23 protein-coding genes and 1 pseudogene are annotated in these 23,475 nt (G+C 71.4%); 18 read left to right on the top strand and 6 right to left on the bottom strand.

The window, feature by feature from the left end; genetic code table 11:
• The first annotated feature begins 3 nt into the window (after window positions 1-3).
• The 3 genes from ACF06X_RS03140 to ACF06X_RS03130 all read left to right on the top strand — a co-directional run bounded on the left by ACF06X_RS03140 (window position 4) and on the right by ACF06X_RS03130 (window position 3,355).
• Entirely contained in the window at window positions 4-1,722 is a 1,719-nt protein-coding gene (locus ACF06X_RS03140) for an ABC transporter ATP-binding protein (RefSeq protein ID WP_392285425.1), read from the top strand.
• Between the two features lie 101 nt (window positions 1,723-1,823).
• Window positions 1,824-2,651, top strand: coding sequence for an ECF transporter S component (locus ACF06X_RS03135; protein ID WP_392285954.1), 828 nt, complete (start codon window positions 1,824-1,826; stop codon window positions 2,649-2,651).
• Window positions 2,652-2,929: 278 nt separating this feature from the next.
• The gene (locus tag ACF06X_RS03130; protein WP_392285424.1) at window positions 2,930-3,355 is read left to right on the top strand and encodes a transglycosylase SLT domain-containing protein; all 426 of its coding nucleotides are present in this window, start codon (window positions 2,930-2,932) and stop codon (window positions 3,353-3,355) included.
• Between the two features lie 79 nt (window positions 3,356-3,434).
• On the opposite strand, the gene ACF06X_RS03125 is transcribed toward ACF06X_RS03130, so the two are convergent.
• Window positions 3,435-4,613, bottom strand: coding sequence for a steroid 3-ketoacyl-CoA thiolase (locus tag ACF06X_RS03125; protein WP_392285423.1), 1,179 nt, complete (start codon window positions 4,611-4,613; stop codon window positions 3,435-3,437).
• 247 nt (window positions 4,614-4,860) lie between these two features.
• On the opposite strand from ACF06X_RS03125, the gene ACF06X_RS03120 reads away from it, so the two are divergent.
• From ACF06X_RS03120 to ACF06X_RS03100, 5 genes are all read left to right on the top strand, one after another.
• Window positions 4,861-6,129 carry a cytochrome P450 gene (locus tag ACF06X_RS03120; RefSeq protein ID WP_392285422.1) on the top strand — a complete coding sequence of 423 codons (1,269 nt, stop codon included), beginning with the start codon at window positions 4,861-4,863 and terminating at the stop codon, window positions 6,127-6,129.
• A 158-nt stretch (window positions 6,130-6,287) separates the two neighbouring features.
• The gene (locus tag ACF06X_RS03115) at window positions 6,288-7,367 is read left to right on the top strand and encodes a DUF2330 domain-containing protein (protein WP_392285421.1); all 1,080 of its coding nucleotides are present in this window, start codon (window positions 6,288-6,290) and stop codon (window positions 7,365-7,367) included.
• Window positions 7,364-8,032, top strand: a complete 669-nt coding sequence (locus ACF06X_RS03110; protein WP_392285420.1) for an O-methyltransferase — start codon at window positions 7,364-7,366, stop codon at window positions 8,030-8,032. The genes ACF06X_RS03115 and ACF06X_RS03110 overlap by 4 nt, the downstream gene beginning before the upstream one ends.
• A gap of 30 nt (window positions 8,033-8,062) precedes the next feature.
• Window positions 8,063-8,398: an antibiotic biosynthesis monooxygenase family protein gene (locus ACF06X_RS03105; protein ID WP_392285419.1), complete on the top strand. Its 336-nt coding sequence runs from the start codon at window positions 8,063-8,065 to the stop codon at window positions 8,396-8,398.
• Window positions 8,395-8,907: a GNAT family N-acetyltransferase gene (locus ACF06X_RS03100; RefSeq protein ID WP_392285418.1), complete on the top strand. Its 513-nt coding sequence runs from the start codon at window positions 8,395-8,397 to the stop codon at window positions 8,905-8,907. Before ACF06X_RS03105 ends, ACF06X_RS03100 begins: the two co-directional genes overlap by 4 nt.
• Here the strand turns inward: ACF06X_RS03100 and ACF06X_RS03095 are convergent.
• On the bottom strand, window positions 8,904-10,958 hold the full coding sequence (locus ACF06X_RS03095; RefSeq protein WP_392285417.1) for a DHA2 family efflux MFS transporter permease subunit: 2,055 nt from the start codon (window positions 10,956-10,958) through the stop codon (window positions 8,904-8,906). The two genes, ACF06X_RS03100 and ACF06X_RS03095, sit on opposite strands and share 4 nt — an antisense overlap.
• Before the next feature lie 199 nt (window positions 10,959-11,157).
• Here ACF06X_RS03095 and ACF06X_RS03090 point away from each other — a divergent pair, with 199 nt between their 5' ends.
• A complete protein-coding gene (locus tag ACF06X_RS03090; RefSeq protein ID WP_392285416.1) occupies window positions 11,158-12,105 on the top strand; it encodes a peptidoglycan-binding protein in 948 nt (315 codons plus the stop codon).
• A gap of 136 nt (window positions 12,106-12,241) precedes the next feature.
• The gene (locus ACF06X_RS03085) at window positions 12,242-12,907 is read left to right on the top strand and encodes an HAD-IA family hydrolase (protein ID WP_392285415.1); all 666 of its coding nucleotides are present in this window, start codon (window positions 12,242-12,244) and stop codon (window positions 12,905-12,907) included.
• A gap of 46 nt (window positions 12,908-12,953) precedes the next feature.
• Here the strand turns inward: ACF06X_RS03085 and ACF06X_RS03080 are convergent, their stop codons facing one another.
• On the bottom strand, window positions 12,954-13,697 hold the full coding sequence (locus ACF06X_RS03080; RefSeq protein ID WP_392285414.1) for an ABC transporter permease: 744 nt from the start codon (window positions 13,695-13,697) through the stop codon (window positions 12,954-12,956).
• Window positions 13,698-13,940: 243 nt separating this feature from the next.
• Here ACF06X_RS03080 and ACF06X_RS03075 point away from each other — a divergent pair, with 243 nt between their 5' ends.
• The 4 genes from ACF06X_RS03075 to ACF06X_RS03060 all read left to right on the top strand — a co-directional run bounded on the left by ACF06X_RS03075 (window position 13,941) and on the right by ACF06X_RS03060 (window position 17,768).
• On the top strand, window positions 13,941-14,609 hold the full coding sequence (locus ACF06X_RS03075; protein ID WP_392285413.1) for an HNH endonuclease family protein: 669 nt from the start codon (window positions 13,941-13,943) through the stop codon (window positions 14,607-14,609).
• A 90-nt stretch (window positions 14,610-14,699) separates the two neighbouring features.
• A complete protein-coding gene (locus ACF06X_RS03070) occupies window positions 14,700-16,394 on the top strand; it encodes an alkaline phosphatase D family protein (RefSeq protein WP_392285412.1) in 1,695 nt (564 codons plus the stop codon).
• 158 nt (window positions 16,395-16,552) lie between these two features.
• Window positions 16,553-17,026 (top strand): DoxX family protein, encoded by a 474-nt coding sequence (locus ACF06X_RS03065; RefSeq protein WP_392285953.1) that lies wholly within the window; start codon window positions 16,553-16,555, stop codon window positions 17,024-17,026.
• A gap of 118 nt (window positions 17,027-17,144) precedes the next feature.
• Window positions 17,145-17,768 carry a DedA family protein gene (locus ACF06X_RS03060; RefSeq protein WP_392285952.1) on the top strand — a complete coding sequence of 208 codons (624 nt, stop codon included), beginning with the start codon at window positions 17,145-17,147 and terminating at the stop codon, window positions 17,766-17,768.
• Here ACF06X_RS03060 and ACF06X_RS03055 read toward each other — a convergent pair.
• Together ACF06X_RS03055 and ACF06X_RS03050 are read right to left on the bottom strand one after the other, a co-directional pair.
• Window positions 17,737-18,018, bottom strand: a complete 282-nt coding sequence (locus tag ACF06X_RS03055; protein ID WP_392285411.1) for a DUF2277 domain-containing protein — start codon at window positions 18,016-18,018, stop codon at window positions 17,737-17,739. The genes ACF06X_RS03060 and ACF06X_RS03055 overlap by 32 nt on opposite strands.
• Before the next feature lie 31 nt (window positions 18,019-18,049).
• A complete protein-coding gene (locus tag ACF06X_RS03050; protein ID WP_392285410.1) occupies window positions 18,050-18,274 on the bottom strand; it encodes a hypothetical protein in 225 nt (74 codons plus the stop codon).
• A 188-nt stretch (window positions 18,275-18,462) separates the two neighbouring features.
• Between ACF06X_RS03050 and ACF06X_RS03045 the strand changes: the two genes are divergently transcribed.
• Complete coding sequence (locus tag ACF06X_RS03045) at window positions 18,463-19,221, top strand: GntR family transcriptional regulator (RefSeq protein WP_392285409.1); 759 nt, start codon at window positions 18,463-18,465, stop codon at window positions 19,219-19,221.
• Between the two features lie 109 nt (window positions 19,222-19,330).
• Window positions 19,331-19,840: a hypothetical protein gene (locus ACF06X_RS03040; protein WP_392285408.1), complete on the top strand. Its 510-nt coding sequence runs from the start codon at window positions 19,331-19,333 to the stop codon at window positions 19,838-19,840.
• A gap of 457 nt (window positions 19,841-20,297) precedes the next feature.
• Here the strand turns inward: ACF06X_RS03040 and ACF06X_RS03035 are convergent, their stop codons facing one another.
• Window positions 20,298-21,362, bottom strand: coding sequence for an HNH endonuclease (locus ACF06X_RS03035; protein ID WP_392285407.1), 1,065 nt, complete (start codon window positions 21,360-21,362; stop codon window positions 20,298-20,300).
• A 507-nt stretch (window positions 21,363-21,869) separates the two neighbouring features.
• On the opposite strand from ACF06X_RS03035, the pseudogene ACF06X_RS03030 reads away from it, so the two are divergent.
• Window positions 21,870-22,057 (top strand): annotated as a pseudogene (locus ACF06X_RS03030) (oxidoreductase); the annotation flags it as partial.
• A gap of 931 nt (window positions 22,058-22,988) precedes the next feature.
• Window positions 22,989-23,234 (top strand): hypothetical protein, encoded by a 246-nt coding sequence (locus ACF06X_RS03025; protein ID WP_392285406.1) that lies wholly within the window; start codon window positions 22,989-22,991, stop codon window positions 23,232-23,234.
• Window positions 23,235-23,475 lie beyond the last annotated feature (241 nt).

The following is a 23,475-nucleotide window of genomic DNA, read 5'->3' as shown; positions in this document are numbered from 1 at the left end:
CCCGTGATCCGCTTCGAGAACGTCTCGGTGACCTACGGGGGCGCCGGCTGCGCGCCCACGCTGCGGGACGTGGACCTCACCGTCCCGGAGGGGGAACTCGTCCTGCTCGTCGGCCCGTCGGGGGTGGGCAAGTCGACGCTCCTCGGCGCGGTGTCGGGACTCGTCCCGCACTTCACGGGCGGAACGCTGAAGGGCCGGGTGACGGTCGCCGGCCGGGACACGCGGACGCACCGGCCACGCGAACTGGCGGACGTGGTCGGCACGGTGGGCCAGGACCCGCTCGCGCACTTCGTCACGGACACGGTCGAGGACGAACTGGCGTACGGGATGGAGTCGCTGGGCCTGGCGCCGGCGGTGATGCGGCGCCGGGTGGAGGAGACCCTGGACCTGCTGGGGCTCGCGGAACTCCGCGACCGGCCGATCGCCACACTCTCCGGCGGCCAGCGGCAGCGGGTGGCGATCGGCTCCGTACTGACCCCGCACCCCAGGGTCCTGGTCCTGGACGAACCGACGTCGGCCCTGGATCCGGCGGCGGCGGAGGACGTCCTGGCGGTGCTGCAGCGCCTGGTCCACGACCTCGGCACGACGGTCCTGATGGCCGAGCACCGCCTGGAACGGGTGGTGCAGTACGCGGACCAGGTGCTGCTGCTTCCGGAGGGTGTCATGGGCCCCCCGGCGGACATCATGGCGACGTCCCCGGTCCATCCCCCGGTGGTGGCCCTGGGCCGCCTGGCGGGCTGGACCCCCCTCCCCCTGACGGTCCGCGACGCGAGACGGGGGGCGGGGGCGTTGCGGGAGCGTCTGGAGGGGCGGGTGCCGGCCGTCGGCCCCGCGGGGCTTCTCCCCCACCCCGCCCCTTCCCGTAACCGGGGGCTCCGCCCCCAGGCCCCCGCGCCTCACACGCCGGCGGGGCGGAGTTTTCAGGGAATCTCCCGGTTCTGGCGGCGGCCGCCTCAGGAGGTCCCCCGGTCCGAGGCCCTCGTCGACGTCCGTGCCCTCGGCGTCCGCCGCGGCCGTGTCGAGGCGCTGCGGCGCGTCGAGCTGACCGTCACCGCCGGCGAGACCGTCGCCCTCATGGGCCGTAACGGCGCCGGAAAATCCACCCTCCTCGGCTCGCTCGTCGGGATGGTCGAGCCCACCTCCGGCAGCGTCCTCGTGGGCGGCCGGGTCCCCCACCGGACCGATCCGCGCGAGCTGATCCGGCAGGTGGGACTCGTACCGCAGGAGCCGCGCGATCTGCTGTACGCGGACACGGTCGCCGCCGAGTGCGCCGCCGCCGACACCGACGCGGGCGCCGCGCCCGGGACCTGCCGGGCCGTCGTGTCCGAGCTGCTGCCGGACGTCGCGGACGACACCCATCCGCGCGACCTGTCCGAGGGGCAGCGTCTCGCGCTCGCCCTGGCCGTCGTGCTCACCGGACGCCCGCCGCTGCTCCTCCTCGACGAGCCGACCCGAGGTCTCGACTACGCCGCCAAGGCACGTCTCGTGGCGCGCCTTCGCGGCCTGGCCGCCGAGGGACACGCCATCGTGCTCGCCACGCACGACGTGGAGCTGGCCGCCGAGCTGGCGCACCGGGTGGTGATCCTGGCGGGCGGCGAGGTCGTCGCGGACGGCCCGACGGCCGAGGTGGTCGTCTCCTCCCCCGCCTTCTCGCCGCAGGTCGCCAAGATCCTCGCCCCGCAGCCGTGGCTCACGGTCGAGCAGGTCAGGAAGGCCCTGTGAACACCTCGCCGAGCCCTTCGCCGGCCCCCTCATCGACCCCCTCACCGACCACCCGGTCACGCACCCGGACGAACACCCGGACGGGCGCCTCTTCGCGGCCCATCCGGCTCGGTCCGCGTTCGGTCGCCGCGCTCGTCCTCATCTCCCTGATCGGGTTCATGGCCTTCGGCTGGCCGCTGCTCGCGGACTCCTCCGCGGCCGTCACCTCGCACTCCGCCGACGCGCCCTGGCTCTTCGCCGCCCTCCTCCCCCTGCTCGTCGCCGTCGTCGTCGCGACGATCGCCGACAGCGGGATGGACGCGAAGGCGGTCGCGATGCTGGGTGTGCTGGCCGCCGTGGGGGCCGCGCTGCGGCCGCTCGGAGCCGGGACGGCCGGTCTGGAGCCGATGTTCTTCCTGATGGTGCTGAGCGGCCGGGTCCTCGGGCCGGGCTTCGGCTTCGTCCTCGGCGCGGTGACGATGTTCGCGTCGGCCCTGCTCACGGGTGGTGTGGGCCCCTGGATGCCGTTCCAGATGCTGTCGATGGGCTGGTTCACCATGGGCGCGGGGCTGCTGCCGGGCCCGGAGCGGCTGCGGGGCCGCGGCGAGCTGCTGGTGCTGTCCGCGTACGGCTTCGTGGCGGCGTTCGCGTACGGCACGATCATGAACCTGTACGGCTGGACGCTCGTGCCCGGTCTGGCCTCCGGCGTCTCCTTCCAGGCCGGGGATCCGGTGCACGAGAACCTGACGCGGTTCGTCGCGTACGTCGTCGCCACCTCCCTCGGCTGGGACCTCGGCCGCGCCACGCTCACCGTCGTCCTCACCCTGACCGTCGGCGGCACTCTCCTGAAGGCGCTGCGCCGCGCCACACGGCGGGCGAACTTCGAGGCCCAGGTCACATTCGAGGGCCCTGGAGGGGGCCCTCGCGGTGAGGCGCCCCACAGGACGTAGGTCACGTACGACCTGGAATAGGAGCCGGACAGACCGGACAAATTGCCCCGTAACACCCCTTAGCCTGCGAAAACCTCCCGCAAGCCGCCCGGGACCTTCTCGCCGGGTGCGAAAGGCGCTAGTACAGGGGGTCGTTGCGCCGGGCTTCCGGCCCTGCTTGTCTGGTGGACGTCGCCAGGCAGCCGCCGCTCGTCGCAGCGCCTCGGACCGGTCGAACCCCACGATTCCGGGACCCCCGGGCTCTGGTTCCGGCTTGCCGAAAACGCCTGGTACACCCCATGTCCCCGACGTTAGGTCGCTTCGTGTTCCGCTCGCTCTCCACTCGTGTCTCGTCCCGCAAGAAGACCTTCGCCGCCTCCGCAGCCGTGCTGCTGGGCGCCTCGGGTGCGGTGCTCGGCACGACGTCCACGGCTTCGGCCGCGACTCCCCAGGAGATCGCCAAGCAGATCGTTCCGGCTTCGCAGTACCAGTCGTTCAGCAAGATCGTCTCCCACGAGTCCGGCTGGAACCCCTCCGCCACCAACTCGTCCAGCGGTGCCTACGGCCTCGTCCAGGCCCTCCCGGCCTCGAAGATGTCCTCGGCCGGCTCCGACTGGAAGACGAACCCGGCCACCCAGATCAAGTGGGGCCTGAACTACATGAACGAGCGCTACGGCAGCCCGAACGCCGCCTGGGCGTTCTGGCAGGCCAACGGCTGGTACTGAGCCGACAGCAGGCAGCAGTAACCGGCAGTAGCCGTACGTAAGGCCCCGCCCTCCTCCCGAGGGCGGGGCCTGCCGCGCGCTACAGCCGCTGGATGATGGTGCCGGTGGCCAGCGCCCCGCCCGCGCACATCGTGATCAGCGCGAACTCCTTGTCCGCCCGCTCCAGTTCGTGCAGGGCGGTGGTGATCAGCCGCGCGCCGGTCGCGCCGACCGGGTGGCCGAGCGCGATGGCACCGCCGTTGACGTTGACCTTCGCCAGACCGTCCAGGTCCGCTTCGAACTCCTGGGCCCAGCTCAGCACCACCGAGGCGAAGGCCTCGTTGATCTCGACGAGGTCGATGTCCTTCAGCGACATCCCGGCCTTGCCGAGCACCGCGCGCGTGGCGTCGATCGGCCCGTCGAGGTGGAAGTGCGGATCGGAGCCGACGAGGGCCTGGGCGACGATCCGGGCGCGCGGCCGGAGCTTGAGGGCGCGCGCCATGCGCTTGGAGGCCCACATCAGGGCGCAGGCGCCGTCGGAGATCTGGGACGAGTTGCCCGCGGTGTGGACGGCGGTCGGCATGACGGGCTTGAGCCGGGCGAGCGCCTCCATGCTGGTGTCCCGCAGCCCCTCGTCGCGGTCGACGAGCCGCCACATGCCCTGCCCGGCGGCCTGCTCCTCCTCGGTGGTCGGCACCTGGACGGCGAAGGTCTCGCGCTTGAAGCGCTCCTCGGACCAGGCGATCGCGGCCCGCTCCTGCGAGAGCAGGCCGAGGGAGTCGACCCGTTCGCGGGTGAGCCCGCGCCGCCGGGCGATGCGCTCGGCCGCCTCGAACTGGTTCGGCAGGTCGACGTTCCACTCGTCCGGCCAGGGCTTTCCGGGGCCGTGCTTGGAACCGGAGCCGAGCGGGACGCGGGACATGGCCTCCACGCCGCAGCTGATGCCGATGTCGACGACCCCGGCGGAGATCATGTTGGCGACCATGTGGCTCGCCTGCTGCGAGGAGCCGCACTGGCAGTCGACGGTGGTGGCGGCGGTCTCGTAGGGCAGCCCCATGGTGAGCCAGGCGTTGCGCGCCGGGTTCATGGACTGCTCGCCGGCGTGGGTGACCGTACCGCCGACGATCTGCTCGACGCAGTCGGCGGGGATGCCGGTGCGGCCGAGGAGTTCGCGGTAGGTCTCGCCCAGGAGGTAGGCGGGGTGGAGATTGGCGAGCGCGCCTCCGCGCTTGCCGATGGGGGTGCGTACGGCTTCGACGATGACGGGTTCCGCGGCCATGAGCTCGTCCTCTCCTCGCCCCGGCGGGGTGTCCCGGCACCACCACCACGGGGAACTAGTACGCGTTCTAGTTCTCCGTGCAGTCTTATGACTGCTACCGCCGGTACGCAAGGGTTGTGCACACACCCGCGTGCGCCGTCTCCCGGCAACAGTTCCCGCTGCGGGCCTTGCGGCTTGTAGAACTCGTTACTACCTTTCGGACACCTCGCATCTTCTGATGGTCCGTCAGACATGGAGTGTGTTGCCGATGTCCTGCCCTCACCTCCCCGACGGGTTCGACGCCACCGACCCCGATCTCCTCCAGAGCCGTATCCCCTTCCCGGAGTTCGCGCAGCTGCGCCGGACCGCGCCCGTCTGGTGGTGCCCCCAGCCGCGCGGTGTCACCGGCTTCGACGACGAGGGATACTGGGCCGTCACCCGCCACGCGGACGTCAAGTACGTCTCCACGCACCCGGAGTTGTTCTCCTCCACCGAGAACACGGCGATCATCCGCTTCAACGAGCACATCACCCGGGACCAGATCGAGGTCCAGAAGCTGATCATGATCAACATGGACCCGCCGCAGCACACCCGGGTCCGCCAGATCGTCCAGCGCGGCTTCACCCCCCGCGCGATCCGGAACCTGGAGTCGGCCCTGCGCGCGCGGGCGCGGACGATCGTCGAGGAGGCGAAGCGGAACGCCGGCGCGGACCACGCAGACGGTGGCGGGGACGGCAGCTTCGACTTCGTCACCCAGGTCGCCGTGGAGCTGCCGCTCCAGGCGATCGCCGAACTCATCGGCGTACCGCAGGAGGACCGCTCCCGGATCTTCGACTGGTCGAACAAGATGATCGGGTACGACGATCCCGAGTACGCCATCACCGAGGAGATCGGCGCCGAGGCCGCCATGGAGCTCATCGGCTACTCGATGAACATGGCCGCCGCCCGCAAGGAATGCCCGGCCGGGGACATCGTGTCCCAGCTCGTCGCGGCCGAGGGACAGGGCAACCTCTCCTCGGACGAGTTCGGCTTCTTCGTGCTGCTGCTGGCGGTGGCCGGGAACGAGACGACCCGTAACGCCATCAGCCACGGCATGCACGCCTTCCTGACCCACCCCGACCAGTGGGAGCTGTTCAAGCGCGAGCGGCCGGCGACCGCGGCGGAGGAGATCGTGCGCTGGGCGACCCCGGTGGTCTCCTTCCAGCGGACGGCGACGCAGGACACCGAGCTCGGCGGGCAGAAGATCCGCAGGGGCGACCGGATCGGGCTCTTCTACTCCTCTGCCAACAACGACCCCGAGGTCTTCGGGAACCCGGAGGACTTCGACATCACCCGCGATCCGAACCCGCATCTCGGCTTCGGCGGCGGAGGCCCGCACTTCTGCCTCGGCAAGTCCCTCGCCATCAACGAGATCGAGCTGATCTTCAACGCGCTCGCGGACGTGCTGCCCGATCTCACCCTCGTCGGCGAGCCGCGCCGACTGCGCGCGGCCTGGCTGAACGGGATCAAGGAGCTCCGGGTCCGCGTGCCCGGCTGACGTGGGAGGCGGGGGCACATCCCCCTACGCCCGGCCCCCGCCTCTCTCGCCTCGCGCCTCTCCACCCCACCTCTCTCGCAGGGTTCTTCACCGGCCGGAACCGGATCTTCGTCGCCCGCGTCTGACCCCGCATGCGGGGGACACAGAGAATTCTGGCCATGCTCGTCGCGCTGCTCGCGCTCCAGTCGGTCTCGCTCGTCGCGCCGGCCCACGCCTGCGGCTGCGGAGCCATGATCCCGGACCGGTCGCAGCGGATCGGCGTCGACCGGGAGACCTCGGCCGTGCGCTGGGACGGCCGTACGGAGCAGATCGTCATGCGCTTCACCGTGCGCGGGAACGCCGAGCGGGCCGCCTGGATCATGCCCGTGCCCGGGCGGGCGGACGTCGAGCTCGGCGACCGGAAGCTCTTCGACGCGCTCGACGTGCTGACCCGGCCCGCGTACCGCGACCGGCACTATTTCTGGCCACGGGGCCGCGACTGGCCCTTCGCCGACGACGACACGGACGGCGCCGGTGCCGCACCGGCCGACAGGAGCCCGACGAGCGTCGCGGTCGTGGGACGCGAGCGGCTCGGCCCCTTCGATGTCGCACGGCTCACGGCCACCGATCCCGGGGCGCTGAGCGGCTGGCTGGAGAAGAACGGCTTCGAGCTCCCGGACCGGCTGGCCGGCGAACTGGAGCCGTACGTCGAGCAGAAGTGGGAGTACGTCGCGATCCGCCTGGCACCCGCCGACAAGAGCACCGACGGGACCGGCGGCGCCGTCCTGCGGGGCGAGCTCGACCCCCTGAAGATCACCTTCGCGAGCGACCGGCTCGTCTACCCGATGCGGCTCTCACGGCTCGCGCGGTCCCCGCAGTCCCTCGGCCTGTACGTCCTCGCCGACCACCGCATGGAGCCACGCGGCGACATCGGCGGGGCGAAGCCCGAGATCACGTTCGCGGGCCAGATCACCGAGCCGGCCGGCCCGGTCGCGGAACTCACCGGCGGGCGGCCGGCCTTCCTCACCGCCCTCGACCAGGAGTTCCCCGAGCCGTCACGGATCGACGGCGACCACGAACTGAGGACGGTCGCCGACACCCCGTACCAGCGGGTCGTCCACACCGACCGGCTGCTCACGGTCGGCGGTGGCATCCCGGTCTGGTTCCTGACGGTGACCGGCGTGCTGCTGGCGGCCGTCGGCGCCGTCGTGGCGGTACGGTTCCGGCGAGCGCGCGCTGGGGTACGTTCGGCCGCATGACCAATGATCAGTGGACCGCAGTCGACCGCTACCTCACGGATCTGCTCGTCCCGGCCGACGACACCCTCGCCGCCACCCTCGCCGACTCCACGGCCGCCGGACTCCCCGAGATCGCCGTCGCCCCCAACCAGGGCAAGCTGCTGAACCTGCTCGTCGCGATCCAGGGCGCGCGCAAGGTCCTGGAGATCGGCACGCTCGGCGGCTACAGCACGATCTGGATGGCCAGGGCGCTGCCCGCCGACGGCCGGTTGATCACACTGGAGTACAACCCGGTCCACGCGGACGTGGCCCGCGCCAACATCGCCAGGGCAGGCCTCGACAAGATCGTCGAGGTCCGGACGGGCGCGGCCCTGGACACCCTGCCGCGCCTCGAGGCGGAGGGCGCGGGCCCGTTCGACCTCGTCTTCATCGACGCCGACAAGGTGAACAACCCGCGCTACGTGGAGTGGGCGCTGAAGCTCTCCCGCCCCGGCACGGTGATCATCGTGGACAACGTCGTGCGCGGCGGCGGCATCGCCACCCCGCACCCGGACGACGCGGCGATCACCGGAACGCGCGCGATGTTCGAACTGGTCTCCCGCGAGCCCCGGTTGGACGCGACGGCGTTCCAGACGGTGGGGACGAAGGGCCACGACGGGCTGCTGCTCGCCCGCGTCGTGGAGTGATCGGTTCGACCCACCCCTATCCTGCCCTTCATGAGCATCGTGAAGATCAACGTACTGACCGTCCCGGCCGAGCAGCGTGAGGTTCTCGAGCAGCGCTTCGCGTCCCGCGCCGGGGCCGTGGAGGGCTCCGACGGCTTCGAGTGGTTCGAGCTGCTGCGCCCGCTGGAGGGTACGGACCAGTACCTGGTCTACACCCGCTGGCGCAGCGAGGAGGACTTCCAGAACTGGATGAGCGGCTCCATGAAGGCCGCCCACCAGGGCACCTCGGGAGGCGCCGAGGGCGAGAGCGGCGGCCGGCCGAAGCCCGCCGCGACCGGCTCCACCCTGTGGTCGTTCGAGGTCGTGCAGCAGGCGTCGCCCAAGTGAGCGCCTGGACCTTCCACGCCGAGGGTTACGACGGACCGGACGCCACCGCCCTGCGCCGCGACTACTACGACGAGGTCGCCAGCCGGTACTGGAAGCGGCCGGCGACGCAGGCGGAGATCGACGAGGGCCTGACGAACGACGGGGTGGAGCTGCTGACCCCGCCGACCGGCCAGTTCCTCGTCGCCCGGTTCGAGGGCAGGCCGGCGGGGTGCGGCGGCGTCCTGCTCCTGGACGGTGAACGGGCCGAGCTGACACGGGTGTTCCTGCGCCCGGCCTTCCGCGGCCTCGGCGGCGCGGGCGCCCTGCTCCGCACCCTGGAGGAGGCGGCGGCCGAACTGGGCGCCCGCCGGATGGTCCTCAACACCCGCCTCGACCTCGTCGAGGCCCGCGCGCTCTACACCCGCCACGGCTACGCGGAGATACCGGCGTACTGCGAGGGTCCGTACATGGAGATCTGGTACGGCAAGCACCTCGCGGCGGTGCAGGGCGCTCGGCAGGACATCCGCTAGGCGTGGTGGTCGCGGGGCGGTTCGGGCAGGTGGGGTCGCTCCGCGTCCGAGCCGCTCAGTTCGGCCGTCAGCTCCTCCACGAGCTTCACCAGGTCCGTCGGCCGGTCCGGCCCCCACCAGTCGCCGAGCAGTTCGGCGAGCGACTCCTCGCGCGCCTTCGCCAGGCGGGTCGCGGTCCGCACGCCCTCCTCGGTGAGGATCAGCTGCAGCCCCTCGCGGCGGGCGAGGCGCCGCTCCTCGACCTGCCGGGCCGCCTCCGTGATCGCCCGCAGCGGTACGGGGGTGGTCTCGGCGAGCCGGGCCGGTTCCACGGTGCCGTGGCGGCGGATCCGCAGCAGCAGCCAGCTCGCGGCCGGCAGCAGGTCGAGCCCGGCCTTGGCGGTGATCTTCTCGTAGACCGCCTTGCGCCCCTCGCGCGAGCCCAGCACCGACAGGGCCCGGGCGCACTCGTCGTACGAGGAGCGTTCCACCGGGTTGGAGGCGAGGGTCTGGCTGGTGTCGGGGGCGGTGACCGAGCCGCGCAGCTTGTCCTCCTTCAGGAACCAGGCGACGACGAAGGCAAGGAGCACCACCGGCGCCGCGTAGAGGAAGACGTCGGTGATCGAGGTGGCGTACGCGTGCAGGACCGGGGGCCGCAGATCGGGCGGGAGGGCGGTGACGGTCCGCGGGTCCGCCGCGATCTGGTCGGGCCCGGTCCCGGGCGGCAGCGGCTGGCCGGTGAGGACGTCGTCCAGCTTGCTGTTGAGCCGGTTGGTGAAGATCGTGCCGAAGACGGCGACTCCGAAGGACGCGCCGATGGAGCGGAAGAACGTCGCCCCGGAGGTGGCGACGCCGAGATCGTCGTACGAGACGGCGTTCTGGACCACCAGCACGAGCACCTGCATGACCAGGCCGAGGCCGGCGCCGAAGACGAAGAAGTAGACGCTCATCTGCCAGGTGGAGCTGGTCTCGGTCATTTCGTTGAGGAGCAGCAGCCCGAGGGCGGTGATCCCGGTGCCCGCCAGCGGGAAGACCTTCCAGCGCCCGGTGCGGGAGACGATCTGGCCGGAGGCGGTCGAGGTGATGAGCATGCCGAGGACCATGGGCAGCATGTGGACGCCGGACATGGTGGGCGTGACGCCCTGCACGACCTGGAGGAAGGTCGGCAGGTAGGTCATGGCGCCGAACATCGCGAAGCCCACGACGAAGCTGATGACCGAGACGAGGGTGAAGGTCCGGATCCGGAACAGCTTCAGGGGCAGTACGGGTTCGGCCGCGCGTCGCTCGACGTACACGAACCAGACCAGCAGGACGACGCCGAGGACGGCGAGCCCGACGATCTGCGGGGAGCCCCACGCCCATGTCGTACCGCCGAGGGAGGCCACCAGAACGAGGCAGGTGGCGACCGAGGCGATGAGGAAGGTGCCGAGGTAGTCGATGGTGTGCCGGGTGGAGCGGACCGGGATGTGCAGCACGGCGGCGATCACGAAGAGGGCCACGACTCCGATGGGCAGGTTGATGTAGAAGACCCAGCGCCAGGAGAGGTGCTCGGTGAAGACTCCGCCGAGCAGCGGGCCGAGGACGCTGGTGGCGCCGAAGACGGCGCCGAAGAGGCCCTGGTACTTTCCGCGCTCCCGGGGCGAGACGAGGTCGCCGACGATCGCCATCGACAGGACCATGAGCCCGCCGCCGCCGAGGCCCTGGACGGCCCGGAAGGCGATGAGCTCGGGCATGTTCTGGGCGATGCCGCAGAGGGCGGAGCCGATGAGGAAGAGGACGATGGCGATCTGGAAGAGCTTCTTACGGCCGTACTGGTCGCCCAGCTTGCCCCACAGGGGGGTCGCGGCCGTCGCGGCCAGCATGTAGGCGGTGACCACCCAGGAGAGGTGCTCCATGCCGCCCAGTTCGCTGACGATGGTCGGCAGGGCGGTGGAGACGATGGTCTGGTCGAGTGCCGCGAGCAGCATGCCGAGCAGCAGCGCCCCGATCGCCACGAGGAGGGTGCGGTGGCTCTTTCCCTCCCCCGGCGCGGGGCCGCCGCCGACGTCCGGCGTCCGTACTTCCTGGGCCATGGGCATCTCCTTCCGGTCCGTACACCCCCATCCTGATCGTTATGTCCGCATATGACCTGCTGAACCCCTGTGCATAATCACTGTCAGTTGACTTGGGAGGGGACCCACTGTGGTCGGACACGTCTGTCCTGAATGCGGTGTACACAGACCGGATTGCGCCTGCGGCCAGGATTTCGATCCGCTGCGGATCCGCCCGTACGTGACGCTGGAAACGCCGGCACCGGACGGCGCGCACGAGCCGCCGCCGGCGCCGGTACCGATACCGATAGCCTCGTCCGCCGCACCGGTGCCACCGCCGGCGTCCCTGCCCGCGCCCTCGCCCGCCGCACCCGCGCCACCGCCCGCGTCCCTGCCCGCGCCCTCGCCCGGCGGTGCACCGGCCGCCGACGGCGCACACGTCGATCACTCCGAGCACCCCGGCCATGGTGCTCATCCCGGCCATGGTGCTCATCCCGGGCACGTCGAGGACCTCGGGCACATCGGGGATCTCGGGCACATCGACGACTTCGACGACTTCGAGCCGGAGCGGCCGGTCACGCGGCGGCGGGGCGCGCTGGTGGCCCTCACGGCGGCCGTCGCGGTCGCCGTCGTCGGCACGGCGGCGCTCGCGGCCGGCCTGCTGGACGGCGAGGGCGACACGGACGACCGGGCGGCCGTACCCACGGTCACGACGAGCGCCTCCGAGAACGTGGCCGTGTCCGAGGCCCCGACGTCGACGCCCTCCGCGTCGTCCACGGCGCCGCCGCCGAGCTCCGCCCCGGGCTCCGCCTCGCCGTCCGCGTCCCGGTCCGCGTCGGCCTCCCCCTCGCCCGCCGCCGTCCGGACCACGGCGGCCGCCTCCGGCGCTCCCGCCGGACCGGCTTCCCCCTCGACCGGCGCGAGCAGCCCCGGACCGACGTCGACGCCCTCCCAGGAGACCGAGGACGCCCCCACCCTGCGGCGCGGCGACTCGGGGCCGGAGGTCGCGGAGCTCCAGCGGCGACTGAGGGAGATCGGGCTGTACGAGGGCCCGATGAACGGCGAGTACAACAGGCGCGTCCAGGAGGGGGTCGCGGACTACCAGTCGTACATGCACATCGAGGAGGACCCGGAGGGCGTCTACGGCCCGGAGACGCGCCGCGCGCTGGAGCAGGTGACGAGCGGCTGAGACCCACCTCCGTGGGCGGGGTGGCGCAGCGGGCCCCTTCTTTTGTATGGTGATGGAACAAAGTGGCCCCGCTCGCACTCCCTGACCGGTGAGCGGGTCCACTTCGTTCTCCTCCCACCCCTTTTGGAGACCGTTGATGCCTGCCACCACCCCGGCAACGCTCACCGCACGCGCCCTTCTGCTGGACATGGACGGCACGCTCGTGAACTCCGACGCCGTCGTGGAGCGCTGCTGGCGCCGCTGGGCGGTCCGGCACGGACTCGACCCCGAGCAGGCGCTCAAGGTCGTCCACGGACGCCAGGGGTACGCGACGATGGCCGTCCTCCTCCCGGACCGGCCCATGGAGGAGAACTACGCGGACAACCGGGTGATGCTGGCCGAGGAGACCGCCGACCTCGACGGCGTCGTGCCCGTGCCGGGCGCCCCCGCCTTCATGGCCGCCATCGCGGACCTGCCGCACGCCCTGGTGACGTCGGCGAACGAGGCCCTCGCCCGGGCCCGTATGGGCGCGGCGGCGCTACGGATGCCGGAGACCCGGATCACGGCGGAGTGCGTCGGCGCGAGCAAGCCGGACCCGGAGGGCTTCCTCAAGGGCGCGGCCGAACTGGGCTTCGACCCGGCCGACTGCGTCGTCTTCGAGGACAGCGAGGCCGGCATCCTGGCGGGGCGCGCGGCGGGCATGCGGGTGGTGGGCGTGGGCCCGAGGGCGGCGGCCTTCGCACCGGACGTCCACGTCATGGACCTCACCTCGGTGAGCGCCGAGGCCGTCGCCGGCGCGATCCGCCTCACTTTCCTGACCTGACGGCCCCCGGCCGGGCGGGCGCCACGTGACGGCGGCCGGGCATCACTCAACGCCCCCGCGCCAACCGCCCCCGGGCCACCAGCTCCAGAACCGCCGCCACCGCCACCGCCTGCACCACCAGCAGCGCCACCAGGACGAACAGCTGCACCGCGCCCGCCTCCCACGGTGAGGCCCCGCCCAGCAGCATCCCCACGAACGCGCCCGGCAGCGTGACGAGGCCCACCGTCCGCGTCTGGTCGAGCCCCGGCAGCAGCGCGTCCGAGGCCGCCTTCCGCGCCACCTCGAGGCGTGCCTCCCGCACCGGCAGCCCGAGCGCGAGCCCCGCCTCGACCTCGCCCCGCCGCGTCTCCAGTTCGTCGAGCGCGCGCCGTCCTCCCAGCACCGTGGCCGTCAGGGCCCCGCCGATGAGGATGCCCGTCACGGGGATCAGCGCGACTCCCCGCACCGGTACGAGCCCGGTGAGCACGAGCGCCCCGACGACCGGCGCCACGCCCGCCGCGATCGGCACCCCGGCCCACCACCAGCCGCGTCCCGGCGAGGGGATCACGCGCCGCCCGGCCGTCAGGACCGCGACCCCGTACATCAGGAGCAGGAAACCCAGCAGCAGCGGCAGCTGCCGCATCACCACCCCGATGACCAGCGACACGGCCACGAGCTGGAGCGCCGCACGCCCGCCCGCCACCAGCGTGTCGCGGGCGCGCCCGAGCCGGGCGAGGGCGACCACGCCGGCGGCGAGGACGAGGAGAACGGCGAGAACCACCCCAAAGGTGACGTTCACTTCCAGAAGCACACACCAACCCTAGGGCGCGGCCCCGAAAGTGTCGCTCCGTCACCCCACACCCACTCCCCCTCGCCTCACACTCCCCCTCACCTCACACTCCCTCCCCCCGACCCCTTGATGTGACGTGCTCATGTCGCCACCCTGTTACCTGGCGCACCCCCCACCGAAACCCGGCGCCGCCACGATGACCGGGCCGCCCGGCACCCGCCCAGGACGGCTCGGCCAAGGTCCCCCCACATCAAGGGAGTTCGCATGCTCACCGCAAGCACCAGCGTCTACGCGCGTCGAATAGCTCGTCGCGCGACCGTCCTCGCCGCCTCCGCCGCCCTCACCGTCACCGGCCTCCTCGCCACCGCCCCGACCGCCCAGGCGGCGATGCCGACCCCGGTCAGCGCCGCCACCGCCCGTACCTACCTCGCCTCGCTCACGGTGAAGGCGGAAGGTTCCTCCACCGGCTACAGCCGCGACCTCTTCCCGCACTGGATCACCCAGTCCGGCACCTGCAACACCCGCGAGGTCGTCCTCCAGCGGGACGGCGTGAACGTCGTCCAGGACTCCAGCTGCGCGGCGGTCAGCGGCAGTTGGTACTCGGAGTACGACGGCGCCACCTGGACCGCCGCCTCGGATCTCGACATCGACCACGTCGTGGCGCTCGCCGAGGCGTGGCGCTCGGGCGCGAACTCCTGGACCACCGCCAAGCGCCAGCAGTTCGCCAACGACCTGACCCGTCCGCAGCTCATCGCCGTGACGGACAACGTCAACCAGGCCAAGAGCGACCTCGACCCGGCCGAGTGGCTGCCCCCGCGCACCGCGTACCGCTGCACGTACGCCCGGGCGTGGGTGCACGTGAAGTACTACTGGGGCCTGAGCGTCGACTCCGCCGAGAAGAGCGCGCTCCAGTCGGTCCTGAACGCCTGCTGACACCGGCGTACGACACCGGAACCCCTCCTCGCTCCCTCCCGTGCGGACCTCGTACCGTACGGCGGGTCGGGACGACGGAGGGGGAGCGCGATGGCGGCCGGACTCAGACTGGGACCACTGCTGCGGTACGTCGACGGGGTGCGCGGCGACACCGCGACGGTGTGGGTCGAGGCCGACCGCCCGTGCACCGCTGAAGTGCGGTGCGAGAACGGCGCCGGCGGCCGGACCCGTACGTTCCAGGTCGCCGGTCACCACTACGCGCTGATCCCGGTGACGGGTCTGACCCCCGGCACGTCGACCCCGTACGAGATACGGCTCGACGGCCGGGCGGTCTGGCCGCCGCCGGACTCCCGCTTCCCGCCCAGCGCCATCCGCACCCCGGCGCCGAACAGCGTCATCACGCTCGCCTTCGGCTCCTGCCGCTGGGCGGCGAAGCCGGCGACCGGCCGGGACCCGGTCGGCCCCGACGCGCTCGACACCCTGGCGACGCACCTGGCCGCCCGCGCGGAGCGCGAACGCCCGGACGTCCTGCTGCTGTTGGGCGACCAGGTGTACGCGGACGAGACCACGACCGCCACCCGGCGCTGGCTCGCCGCCCGCCGGGATCCACGCGACCCGCCGGGTGCGGAGGTCGGGGACTACGAGGAGTACACCCGGCTGTACGACGAGTCCTGGCAGGACCCGGAGGTCCGCTGGCTGCTCTCCACCGTGCCCAGCTGCATGATCTTCGACGACCACGACGTCATCGACGACTGGAACACCAGCGCCGCCTGGCTGGCGCGGATGCGCGCCACGCACTGGTGGAGCGAGCGGGTGCTGAGCGGACTGATGTCGTACTGGGTGTACCAGCACCTCGGCAATCTCTCCCCCGCGGAGCTGGCGGCCGACCCGTTGTACGCGAAGGTGTGCGCCGCGCCCGACGGTACGGAGGCGCTGCGCCGGTTCGTGGCGGAGGCGGACGCCGACCCAACCTCTGTGCGCTGGAGTTACCGCAGGGACTTCGGCCGGACCCGGCTGCTGATGGTCGACACCCGGGCGGCGCGCGTGCTGCGGGAGGACGGGCGGGCGATGCTGGACGACGCCGAGGCGGCCTGGGTGCGCGCGCAGGCGCTGGCGGACGGCCCGGGCGCGTACGACCATCTTCTCGTGGGCAGTTCGCTCCCCTGGCTGCTGCCGCCGTTGATCCACGACGCGGAGCGCTGGAACGCGTCGCTGTGCCGGGGTGAGCGGGGCGGCCCGGACGGGCGCTGGGCACGGTTCGCGGAGGATCTGCGGCAGCGGGCGGATCTGGAGCACTGGGCGGCGTTCCCGTCGTCGTTCGACGCCCTGACCCGGCTGCTCGCGGAGGCGGGCAGCGGCCCGCAGGCGCCGGCGACGGTGTGCGTCCTGTCCGGGGACGTACACCACGCGTACGTGGCCGAACCGGAGTGGCCCGCGCCCGGCGAGGGCGGCGCCCTGGACCCCGGCGTCGCCCCCGAGGCGCGCGTCGTCCAACTGACCTGTTCCCCGCTCCACAACGCGGTCCCGGCGTCGATACGGCTCGGCTTCCGCTTCGGCTGGAGCCGGGCGGGCCGCGCGCTGGGCCGGGCCCTTGCCCGCCACGGCCGGGTGGGCCGGTCGTCGGTCGCCTGGCGCAGGACGGGCGGGCCGTGGTTCGGAAACCAGCTGATGACGCTGACTTTCGACAGCCGCCGGGCGCGCCTGAGGCTCTATCAGGCGCGCGCGGGCGGGCGGTTGGTGACGGTCGACGAGCGGGCGCTCGACGGTGGCGGCGCCGGCTCGTGACGCTCGCCACAGAGCCGCAGAGAACCGAATGTTGAACTTGTTGAACTTGCAAGTATTGATGAGGGGCGCCTAACCTGACGGCCTCATCGGTTCAGTCCCCCATGTTCCGTTTCCCCCGGGAGCGGACACGCCCGAAGGGTCCCGTCCCCATGAACAACCTGGCGAACCGCCTCACCCAGGCCCAGCCGTACGCACTCGGCCTGTTCCGCATCGTGGTCGGCCTGCTCTTCGCCTGCCACGGCGCCGCCTCGCTCTTCGGCGTCCTCGGCGGCGCGATGGGCGGCGGCACCGTGCCCGCCGGTACCTGGCCGGGCTGGTACGCGGCCGTGATCCAGCTCGTCGCGGGCGCCCTGGTGCTGGCCGGCCTGGGGACCCGTACCGCCGCCTTCATAGCCTCGGGCTCGATGGCGTACGCGTACTTCAAGGTCCACCAGCCCGAGGCGCTCTTCCCGCTGCAGAACAACGGAGAGGGCGCGGCGCTCTTCTGCTGGGCGTTCCTGCTGCTCGTCTTCACCGGCCCGGGCGCACTGGCGCTCGACCGCCTGTTCGGCGCGCGCGGCGCGGAGACGGGCGAGCGCAAGGGTGAGCGCGCGGACCGGCGCGAGGACCAGCACGCGGCGGTCGCGGCGTAAGACCGATCGGCGGCCGATCAGCCAGGGGGCCGGACCCGCGAGAGCGGCTTTCCGGCCCCTCCCCGCTCCCCCACCCCGCCCCCGCGTACGCTCTAGCGCTGTGAACGTGCTCGACAGCATGGGGTCACTGAGGTCACTGACCGCGGGCCCGTGGATCTACGCGGCGGTGGCGACGTCGGTACTTCTCGACGTCTTCCTGCCGGTGCTGCCGAGCGGGGTCCTGGTGATCACGGCCGCGACCGCGGCGGCGACCGCCACGGCGGCCTCCCCTGACGTGCCCTCCGTCCTCCCCCTCCTGCTGTGCGCGGCCACAGCCTCCGTCCTCGGCGACTTCGTGGCGTACCGCCTGGCCTGGCGCGGCGGGGCCCGGCTGGACCGGGCGATCGCCCGCTCGCGCCGCCTCACGCTGGCGCAGGAACGTCTCGGCGCGGCGCTGGCGCGCGGCGGTGGCCTCCTCGTGGTGATCGCGCGCTTCGCGCCCGCGGGCCGGTCGGTGGTCTCGCTCGGCGCGGGCGCGGCCCGGCGCCGGATCGCGGAGTTCCTGCCGTGGTCGGCGCTGGCGGGCGTGGCGTGGGCGAGCTACAGCGTGGCGCTGGGCTGGTTCGGCGGGCTGTGGCTCGGGGCGACCTGGTTCGGCGCGGGGGTGTCGATCCTCGCGCTCTTCCTGGCGGGCGCCCTGGCGGCCTACGTCCTGCGGCGCCCGGCCACCGCTACGGCTGTGGCTGCGGCTCCGGCCTCCTGACGTGCGGCGGCGCCGGGTCCGCGACCCGCGCGCGGTGGCCGCCTCCGCGTACTTCGAGGCCGTCCAGGAGCCGTGCGGTCGCGGCCGCTATCTCGTCCACGGCCCGGTCGAACACCTCGCGGTTGTGCGCGGCGGGGTGATGGAAGCCGGAGACCTTGCGGACGTACTGCAGGGCGGCGGCGCGGATGTCGTCCTCGGTGGCCTCTTCGGGCAGGACGGGCGGTCGGAGGGTCTTGATGCTGCGGCACATGCTCCCAGTGTGACGCGCACCACTGACAACGTCAGGTCCCCAGGCTCCGCCTGCTCCGCGCGTTGATCTCGGCGGCCCGCGCCCGCAGCTCCCTCAGGGGCGTGGCCGGCTGTACGTTCCCGGGCTCGGCCTCCCACGCGTGACCGCCGTCGACCGACCGGATGAGGCACCGGCCGGCGACGCTGTCCACGAAGAAGCCGACCCGCCCGGTGGCGGTGTCGCGTACGAGGTCACCGACCTCGGGCAGTGGCTGCACGAATCCCTCCGTCCCGGAATCCCGGTTCGAGACACACCCAGACAAGCCGGGAGACCCCTCCCTGTCAACGTATCTCTAGAGATGTCCCCCGATGGACGGATCGACCGCACACGTCGGCGCACACACGTGCACCACCTCGAAGAAGTGCGCCGTAGGGTGTCCCGCAAAACGAAGGGAGTGGTCCCCCCATGACTGACCAGGACAGCGGTCGTCGGCCCAAGTACCAGCGCATCGCCGACGAGTTGAGAACCGCCATCCAGTCAGGCGCCTTCGCCCCCGGCGACCGGCTCCCCGGCGAGAACGATCTCATGACGACCTACGACGTGGCCCGGATGACGGCCCGCCACGCCCTGTCCGTCCTGCGCAACGAGGGCCTGGCCGAGGCCCGTAAGGGCGCCGGTGTCTTCGTCCGCTCGTTCCGCCCGCTGCGCCGTCGCGGCATCCCGAGGCTCGCGCAGGGCCACTGGGGGACGGGCCGCTCCGTGTGGTCGGCGGACATCGAGGACCGGGCGCTCGTGGTGGACCAGATCGAGGTGGGCGAGGCGGCGGCGAGCGCCCGGGTCGCCGAGGCGCTGGGGCTGCCGCCGGACTCCCCCGTCTGCGTCCGCAGCCGCCGTTTCGTCCTGGACGACAAGCCGGTCCTGCTCTCCCTCTCGTACCTTCCCGCCGCCCTCGCCCAAGGCACACCGATCGCGACACCGGACACGGGCCCGGGCGGCACCTACGCCCGCCTGACCGAACTCGGCCACGAGCCCGTCCGCTTCCGCGAGGAGATCCGCTGCCGCATGCCGACAGCGGCCGAATCGACCCGCCTGTCCCTCGAATTCGGCACCCCGGTCATCCTGATCACCCGCACGGCCTTCACGACCGACGGCGTCGCCGTGGAACTCAACGAGATGACCCTGGACTCCGCCGCCTACGTCCTGGAATACGACTTCGACGCGTGACGGCGAAGCCTCCATCCATCGGGTGAAATCGCCCCGAAGCGGAACGGGATCCCGCATTCGGATGCTCGGATGGGCACCAGGTTTCGCCGTCCCGGGGAAGGGCTCATGCATGACCTTGCAGGAATCGGAAACGAACGATTCCCCGGAGACGGTGGATCTGGGCGAGGCGCGCTTCGTACGGGATCCGTTCGACGCCTACCGGCAGTTGCGTGAGCGGGGCACCATGGCGCGCGGAGTCGTCCCGGGCGTCGATCCTACGTGGGTGGCGACGGGCTACGACGACGTGCGGATGGTGATGAGCGACGCTCGGTTCGTCATCGACGCGGCCACCGTTCCCAGAACGCCGGTGGCGCACCGCACGGAGCAGACCTGGCAGGCCCGGGGCATGTTCTCCGGGTACGAGAAGTACCTGCGGGCAGGACTGTTCGACAGCGACGGGCGGGACCACCGCAGGCTCGGGGGCTGGTGTCCCGGGCGTTCTCCGCGCGCCGGATCGCCCAGCTGCGGCCAAGAATCGAAGCGATCGCCGAGAAACTGCTCGACCGCCTGCCCGGCCGCCTCCAGAACGGCTCCCTCGATCTGGCCGAGCATTTCGCGCGCCCCCTGCCGACCACCGTGATCTGCGAACTGATCGCCGTCCCCGAGGGGGGGCGCGACCGCTGGCGACAGCGCAGCACGGTACTGGCGGCGACAGGATGACCACCGTCGAAATGGTCGCGATGATCGTCAACCTGGTCGTCGCGGGCCATGTCACCACCGTCAACCTGATCGCCAACGGCACGGCCGCCCTGCTGACCCACCCCCGCCCAACTGTCGCGGCTGCGGGCCGAGCCGGACCTGATGCCGGACACGGTCGACGAACTGATGCGCTGGTGCGGCCCGGTGGTACGCGCCCTCTCCCGGTACGCCACCGAGGACGTCGAGGTCGGCGACACCCCCGTGAGCAAAGGCGACGCGGTGCTCCCCATTGAGTTCGCTCGGAGGCGGCTGAGCACCGCAGCGGGCCCGGTTGCGGCTGCCGTCCACAGTCATCCGGGACTGCCGCTGTGCGCCGACGTTGATGTCAGCAGTGGATGTCAGATCTGGGGGTTCGGCATCTGCTCGTCAGCAGCCCTGCGAGGTCGTGCCAGGGCTTCCGCTGCTCGCCTGTCAGCTGCGTGCTTTCGCTCTATGGAGGCCCGCAACTCCCCAGGAGTCGGCCATGGCGCGGCCCGGTGGATCATGCGGTGACAGTTGGCGCATATGAGGGCGAGATCGCTGAGCTTGGTCCGGCCCTCGCCCGCTTCGTGCAGCGGCACGACATGATGGCACTCGATGTACCCAGCACCTCGGTCGCCGTAGACCTGCTCGAAGTCGAACCCACACGCTTCGCAGGCCAGCCGCCCGCCGCGCTGGAGCACGGAAGCGATTTTCTTCTTGCGCAGGCTCTTGTTCCGCTCCCGAGCCTGGTGCCGGCGCAAAAGGAGCCGGCCCTCGGGGGCGCTGTAGTCATCCTCTTCCTCGACCTCTGAGGACAGGTCCTGGAATTCGCCGGTGGTGAGGCCGCGTCGGATGCGCTGGGCTACCGCCGCCATCTCAGCTGGCCGGGCAAGGAAGTCCTTCATGACTTCGAAGTCGAGCGCGTTGCCATTCGTGGGCTTCCCTGGGTAGTCCGGGTGCCGGCACGTGATGTCAACCGTTTTGCGAGCTACGCCGTTGGGGTTCCGGAACAGCTCGTTTCGCTGCTCTACAGGATGGATCGGCATGGCCTGTAGCAGTGCGGACAGCTCAATCACGCGCGGGTCGTCGAACTCCAGTCGCTTCCAACCATTGGCCATCGCCAGGTCGCAGGCCAGGATGATCTCGTCTCGCGTCCAGTCGGGGCTCCGAGTCGCACGGATCAAGAACCCCTGCTGGGCGAGCCACCTCGCAGCGTGCGATCTACCTCCACTCAACTCATCCGGCCTCAGAGCCCGGCCTTGACCGAACTTGTGGGCCACGCCAGCGATGGCCTTCGAGTCGTATGTCCGGTCCTCATGAATGAGGAGGTACCCGGTCGCTGGCTTGTACCCGTACTTGGACAGGAACCGGTCACGCCCTAACTCGTCGTACTCCGCTATGGCTTTGAGGACGTCCTGTGGGCTGATCGCACCTTTGCGCATGGCGGAAGAGTAAGGGTCGCCACTGACAGCCCGTTAGATGCCCTCCCTCCTCAGCCCATCATCCTCCCCAGCCCCCATCCCGTCTGCCGTCGACCCACACGTCGGTGGAGCGGACACGGGTCCTGACGTCCAGGTGGAGCGTGCCACTGTACGAACGACCTGGACGCCAGGACTCGCGTCTGCTCGGCTCTGCCTGGGTCGACGGCAGACGGGATGGGAGCCCCCACGGCCACCACGACTCAAAGCCCGCAGACGCCCGCGGCCCCTCTCCATCCCGGAGCCTGAGCGCCCCCGCCGGAGGCATCTCTCCGACCCGCGCGTAGAACAGCAGCCCTGACCACGAGGGGCTTCCTCGTCCATCAGCCCGAGCCGTCAGGCCGCGGGCGACCGGGCCGCGCCGGGCGAAGACAGAGGCGCGGGCCGAGCCGTAGGGCCGCGCGCTGCCGCGCCGTGCGCGGCGGTGCGTGCCTTGATGAAGTAGAGAAACCTTCACCGCACCTTCTCTGCGGTACGGCGACACCGCTCACCGCCGCCGACGTCGCTCCGCGGGTCGTGATGGAGCTCCTCGAACACAGTCCGATCGCCGTGACGATGAACGTCTACACCCACTCGTCCACGACACGCAGCGCGAAGCCGTGAGCCACACGGACCGGCTACTCAAGAGGCGTCCCGGTGTGATCGGCCGTCCCCGTTGACGGCAGAGGTAGATGTCAAAGGCCCCCCGCCGAGATCGACGAGGGGCCTCCGCACTGGTGGGCGCGGACGGCTTCGAACCGCCGACGTCTGCTTTGTAAGCCTGGCGCCCGCAGCTGAACCGTCCTCGCTGGTCACCAGCCATCTCGGCACTGGGCCTGTCAACGCAGCATCTACACCGTTGCGAACCTCGGTTGACCGTGGCTGACCACTTGATCTGGCACGGATCTGGCGCGGTCGCCTTCTGATCGGTAGCTCTAACCGAGTCAGGCGCCTGCGGTCATACGGGTCACCATGGGACCCATGGCGGACCATATCGGCCGTGGTCGGTTGCGGTGGTTGCTGTACTTCGCTGCTGTACAGCTCACGGCCCGGTGGGTCGGCTCATCGCGTTGGCGGTCTATCCGCGAAGAGCCACCACTAACGTCGCGTCAGCTGGGGATGTCACCTGCCATCCGCCGCTCCCGGAGATAGCGAACCGCGTGCGCAGCGGCATCGATCAGCATGAAGAGCAGAACGGCGGCGTAGAGAATTCGCCGCCAGCCTGGTCCATCCGAGAAAGCGGCTTCTCCCCCGCACCATAGGGCTACGAACAGCCACCCTGCGCGGGCTCGCCAGCTGCGCCGCCGCTTCTCGACCACCGACAGGCCACCTCTCCTGGAGCATCTGGAATCCTGGGACTGCCACCCATCCGACCATGCCTAGCCGGGCGCCTTGCCCTGGGGCCTTAGTTTCGAAGACGCCGTATGCGGATGGCGGCTGAGCTGCACCGTCACTGACCCGCGCGGCAGTGGTGCCGTGACTGTCACTCGCCGTGGTTTCCCCCTTGCCCCCGACTGATCGGGCACGCAAGGGGCACACGACCTGGCATCAGGCTGGGGTGGGGGCGTGCGGCCGACGGGTAGGAGGCAGACTGCTGCTATGTGGGTACCAATGGCAGTGACGGTACTGCTCGTCGTGCTCGCGTCGGCCTCTGCGATTGCGCAAGCTCGCAAGGGCCGGTGGTGGACCGCCGTCGCGGTCTTTCTGCCTTCCCTCGGTGTGGTGGCGCTGCTTGGTGGCTTGGAATGGGAGAGCACGGCGCTCTTCTGGCTGGCGGCCCTGTTCGTGGTGGCTGGCTTCGGCGCGGAGGGCATGGCCCACTGGAGGTCTCGAACGCCCGGGGAGCAAGTGGGCTAGCGAGCGGAGGGCGACGCATCGAGGTCGGTGGAGCGGCTTTGGGCGGGAGCTGCCATGGGGCGAGAGATCGGGGGCCCGTAAGCTTCTCGCGACTCGGGCAGTCTCTGGACCTGCCCGCTAAAGCCCGATGTGGGCCCCCGATCTTCGAGCTCGCCCCATGGTGGCTGCCTAAAGCCGTGGAGCCGACCGGGCCCAGCCACCCCGGGCTACCGTCCACTGCATCAGGTGTGCTCGCTCTAGC

The sequence above is a fragment of the Streptomyces sp. NPDC015346 genome (assembly GCF_043078785.1).
Classification (GTDB): Bacteria; Actinomycetota; Actinomycetes; order Streptomycetales; family Streptomycetaceae; genus Streptomyces.
Note: the sequence above shows the minus strand (reverse complement) of the source record. Positions and strands in the feature narration are given on the sequence as shown.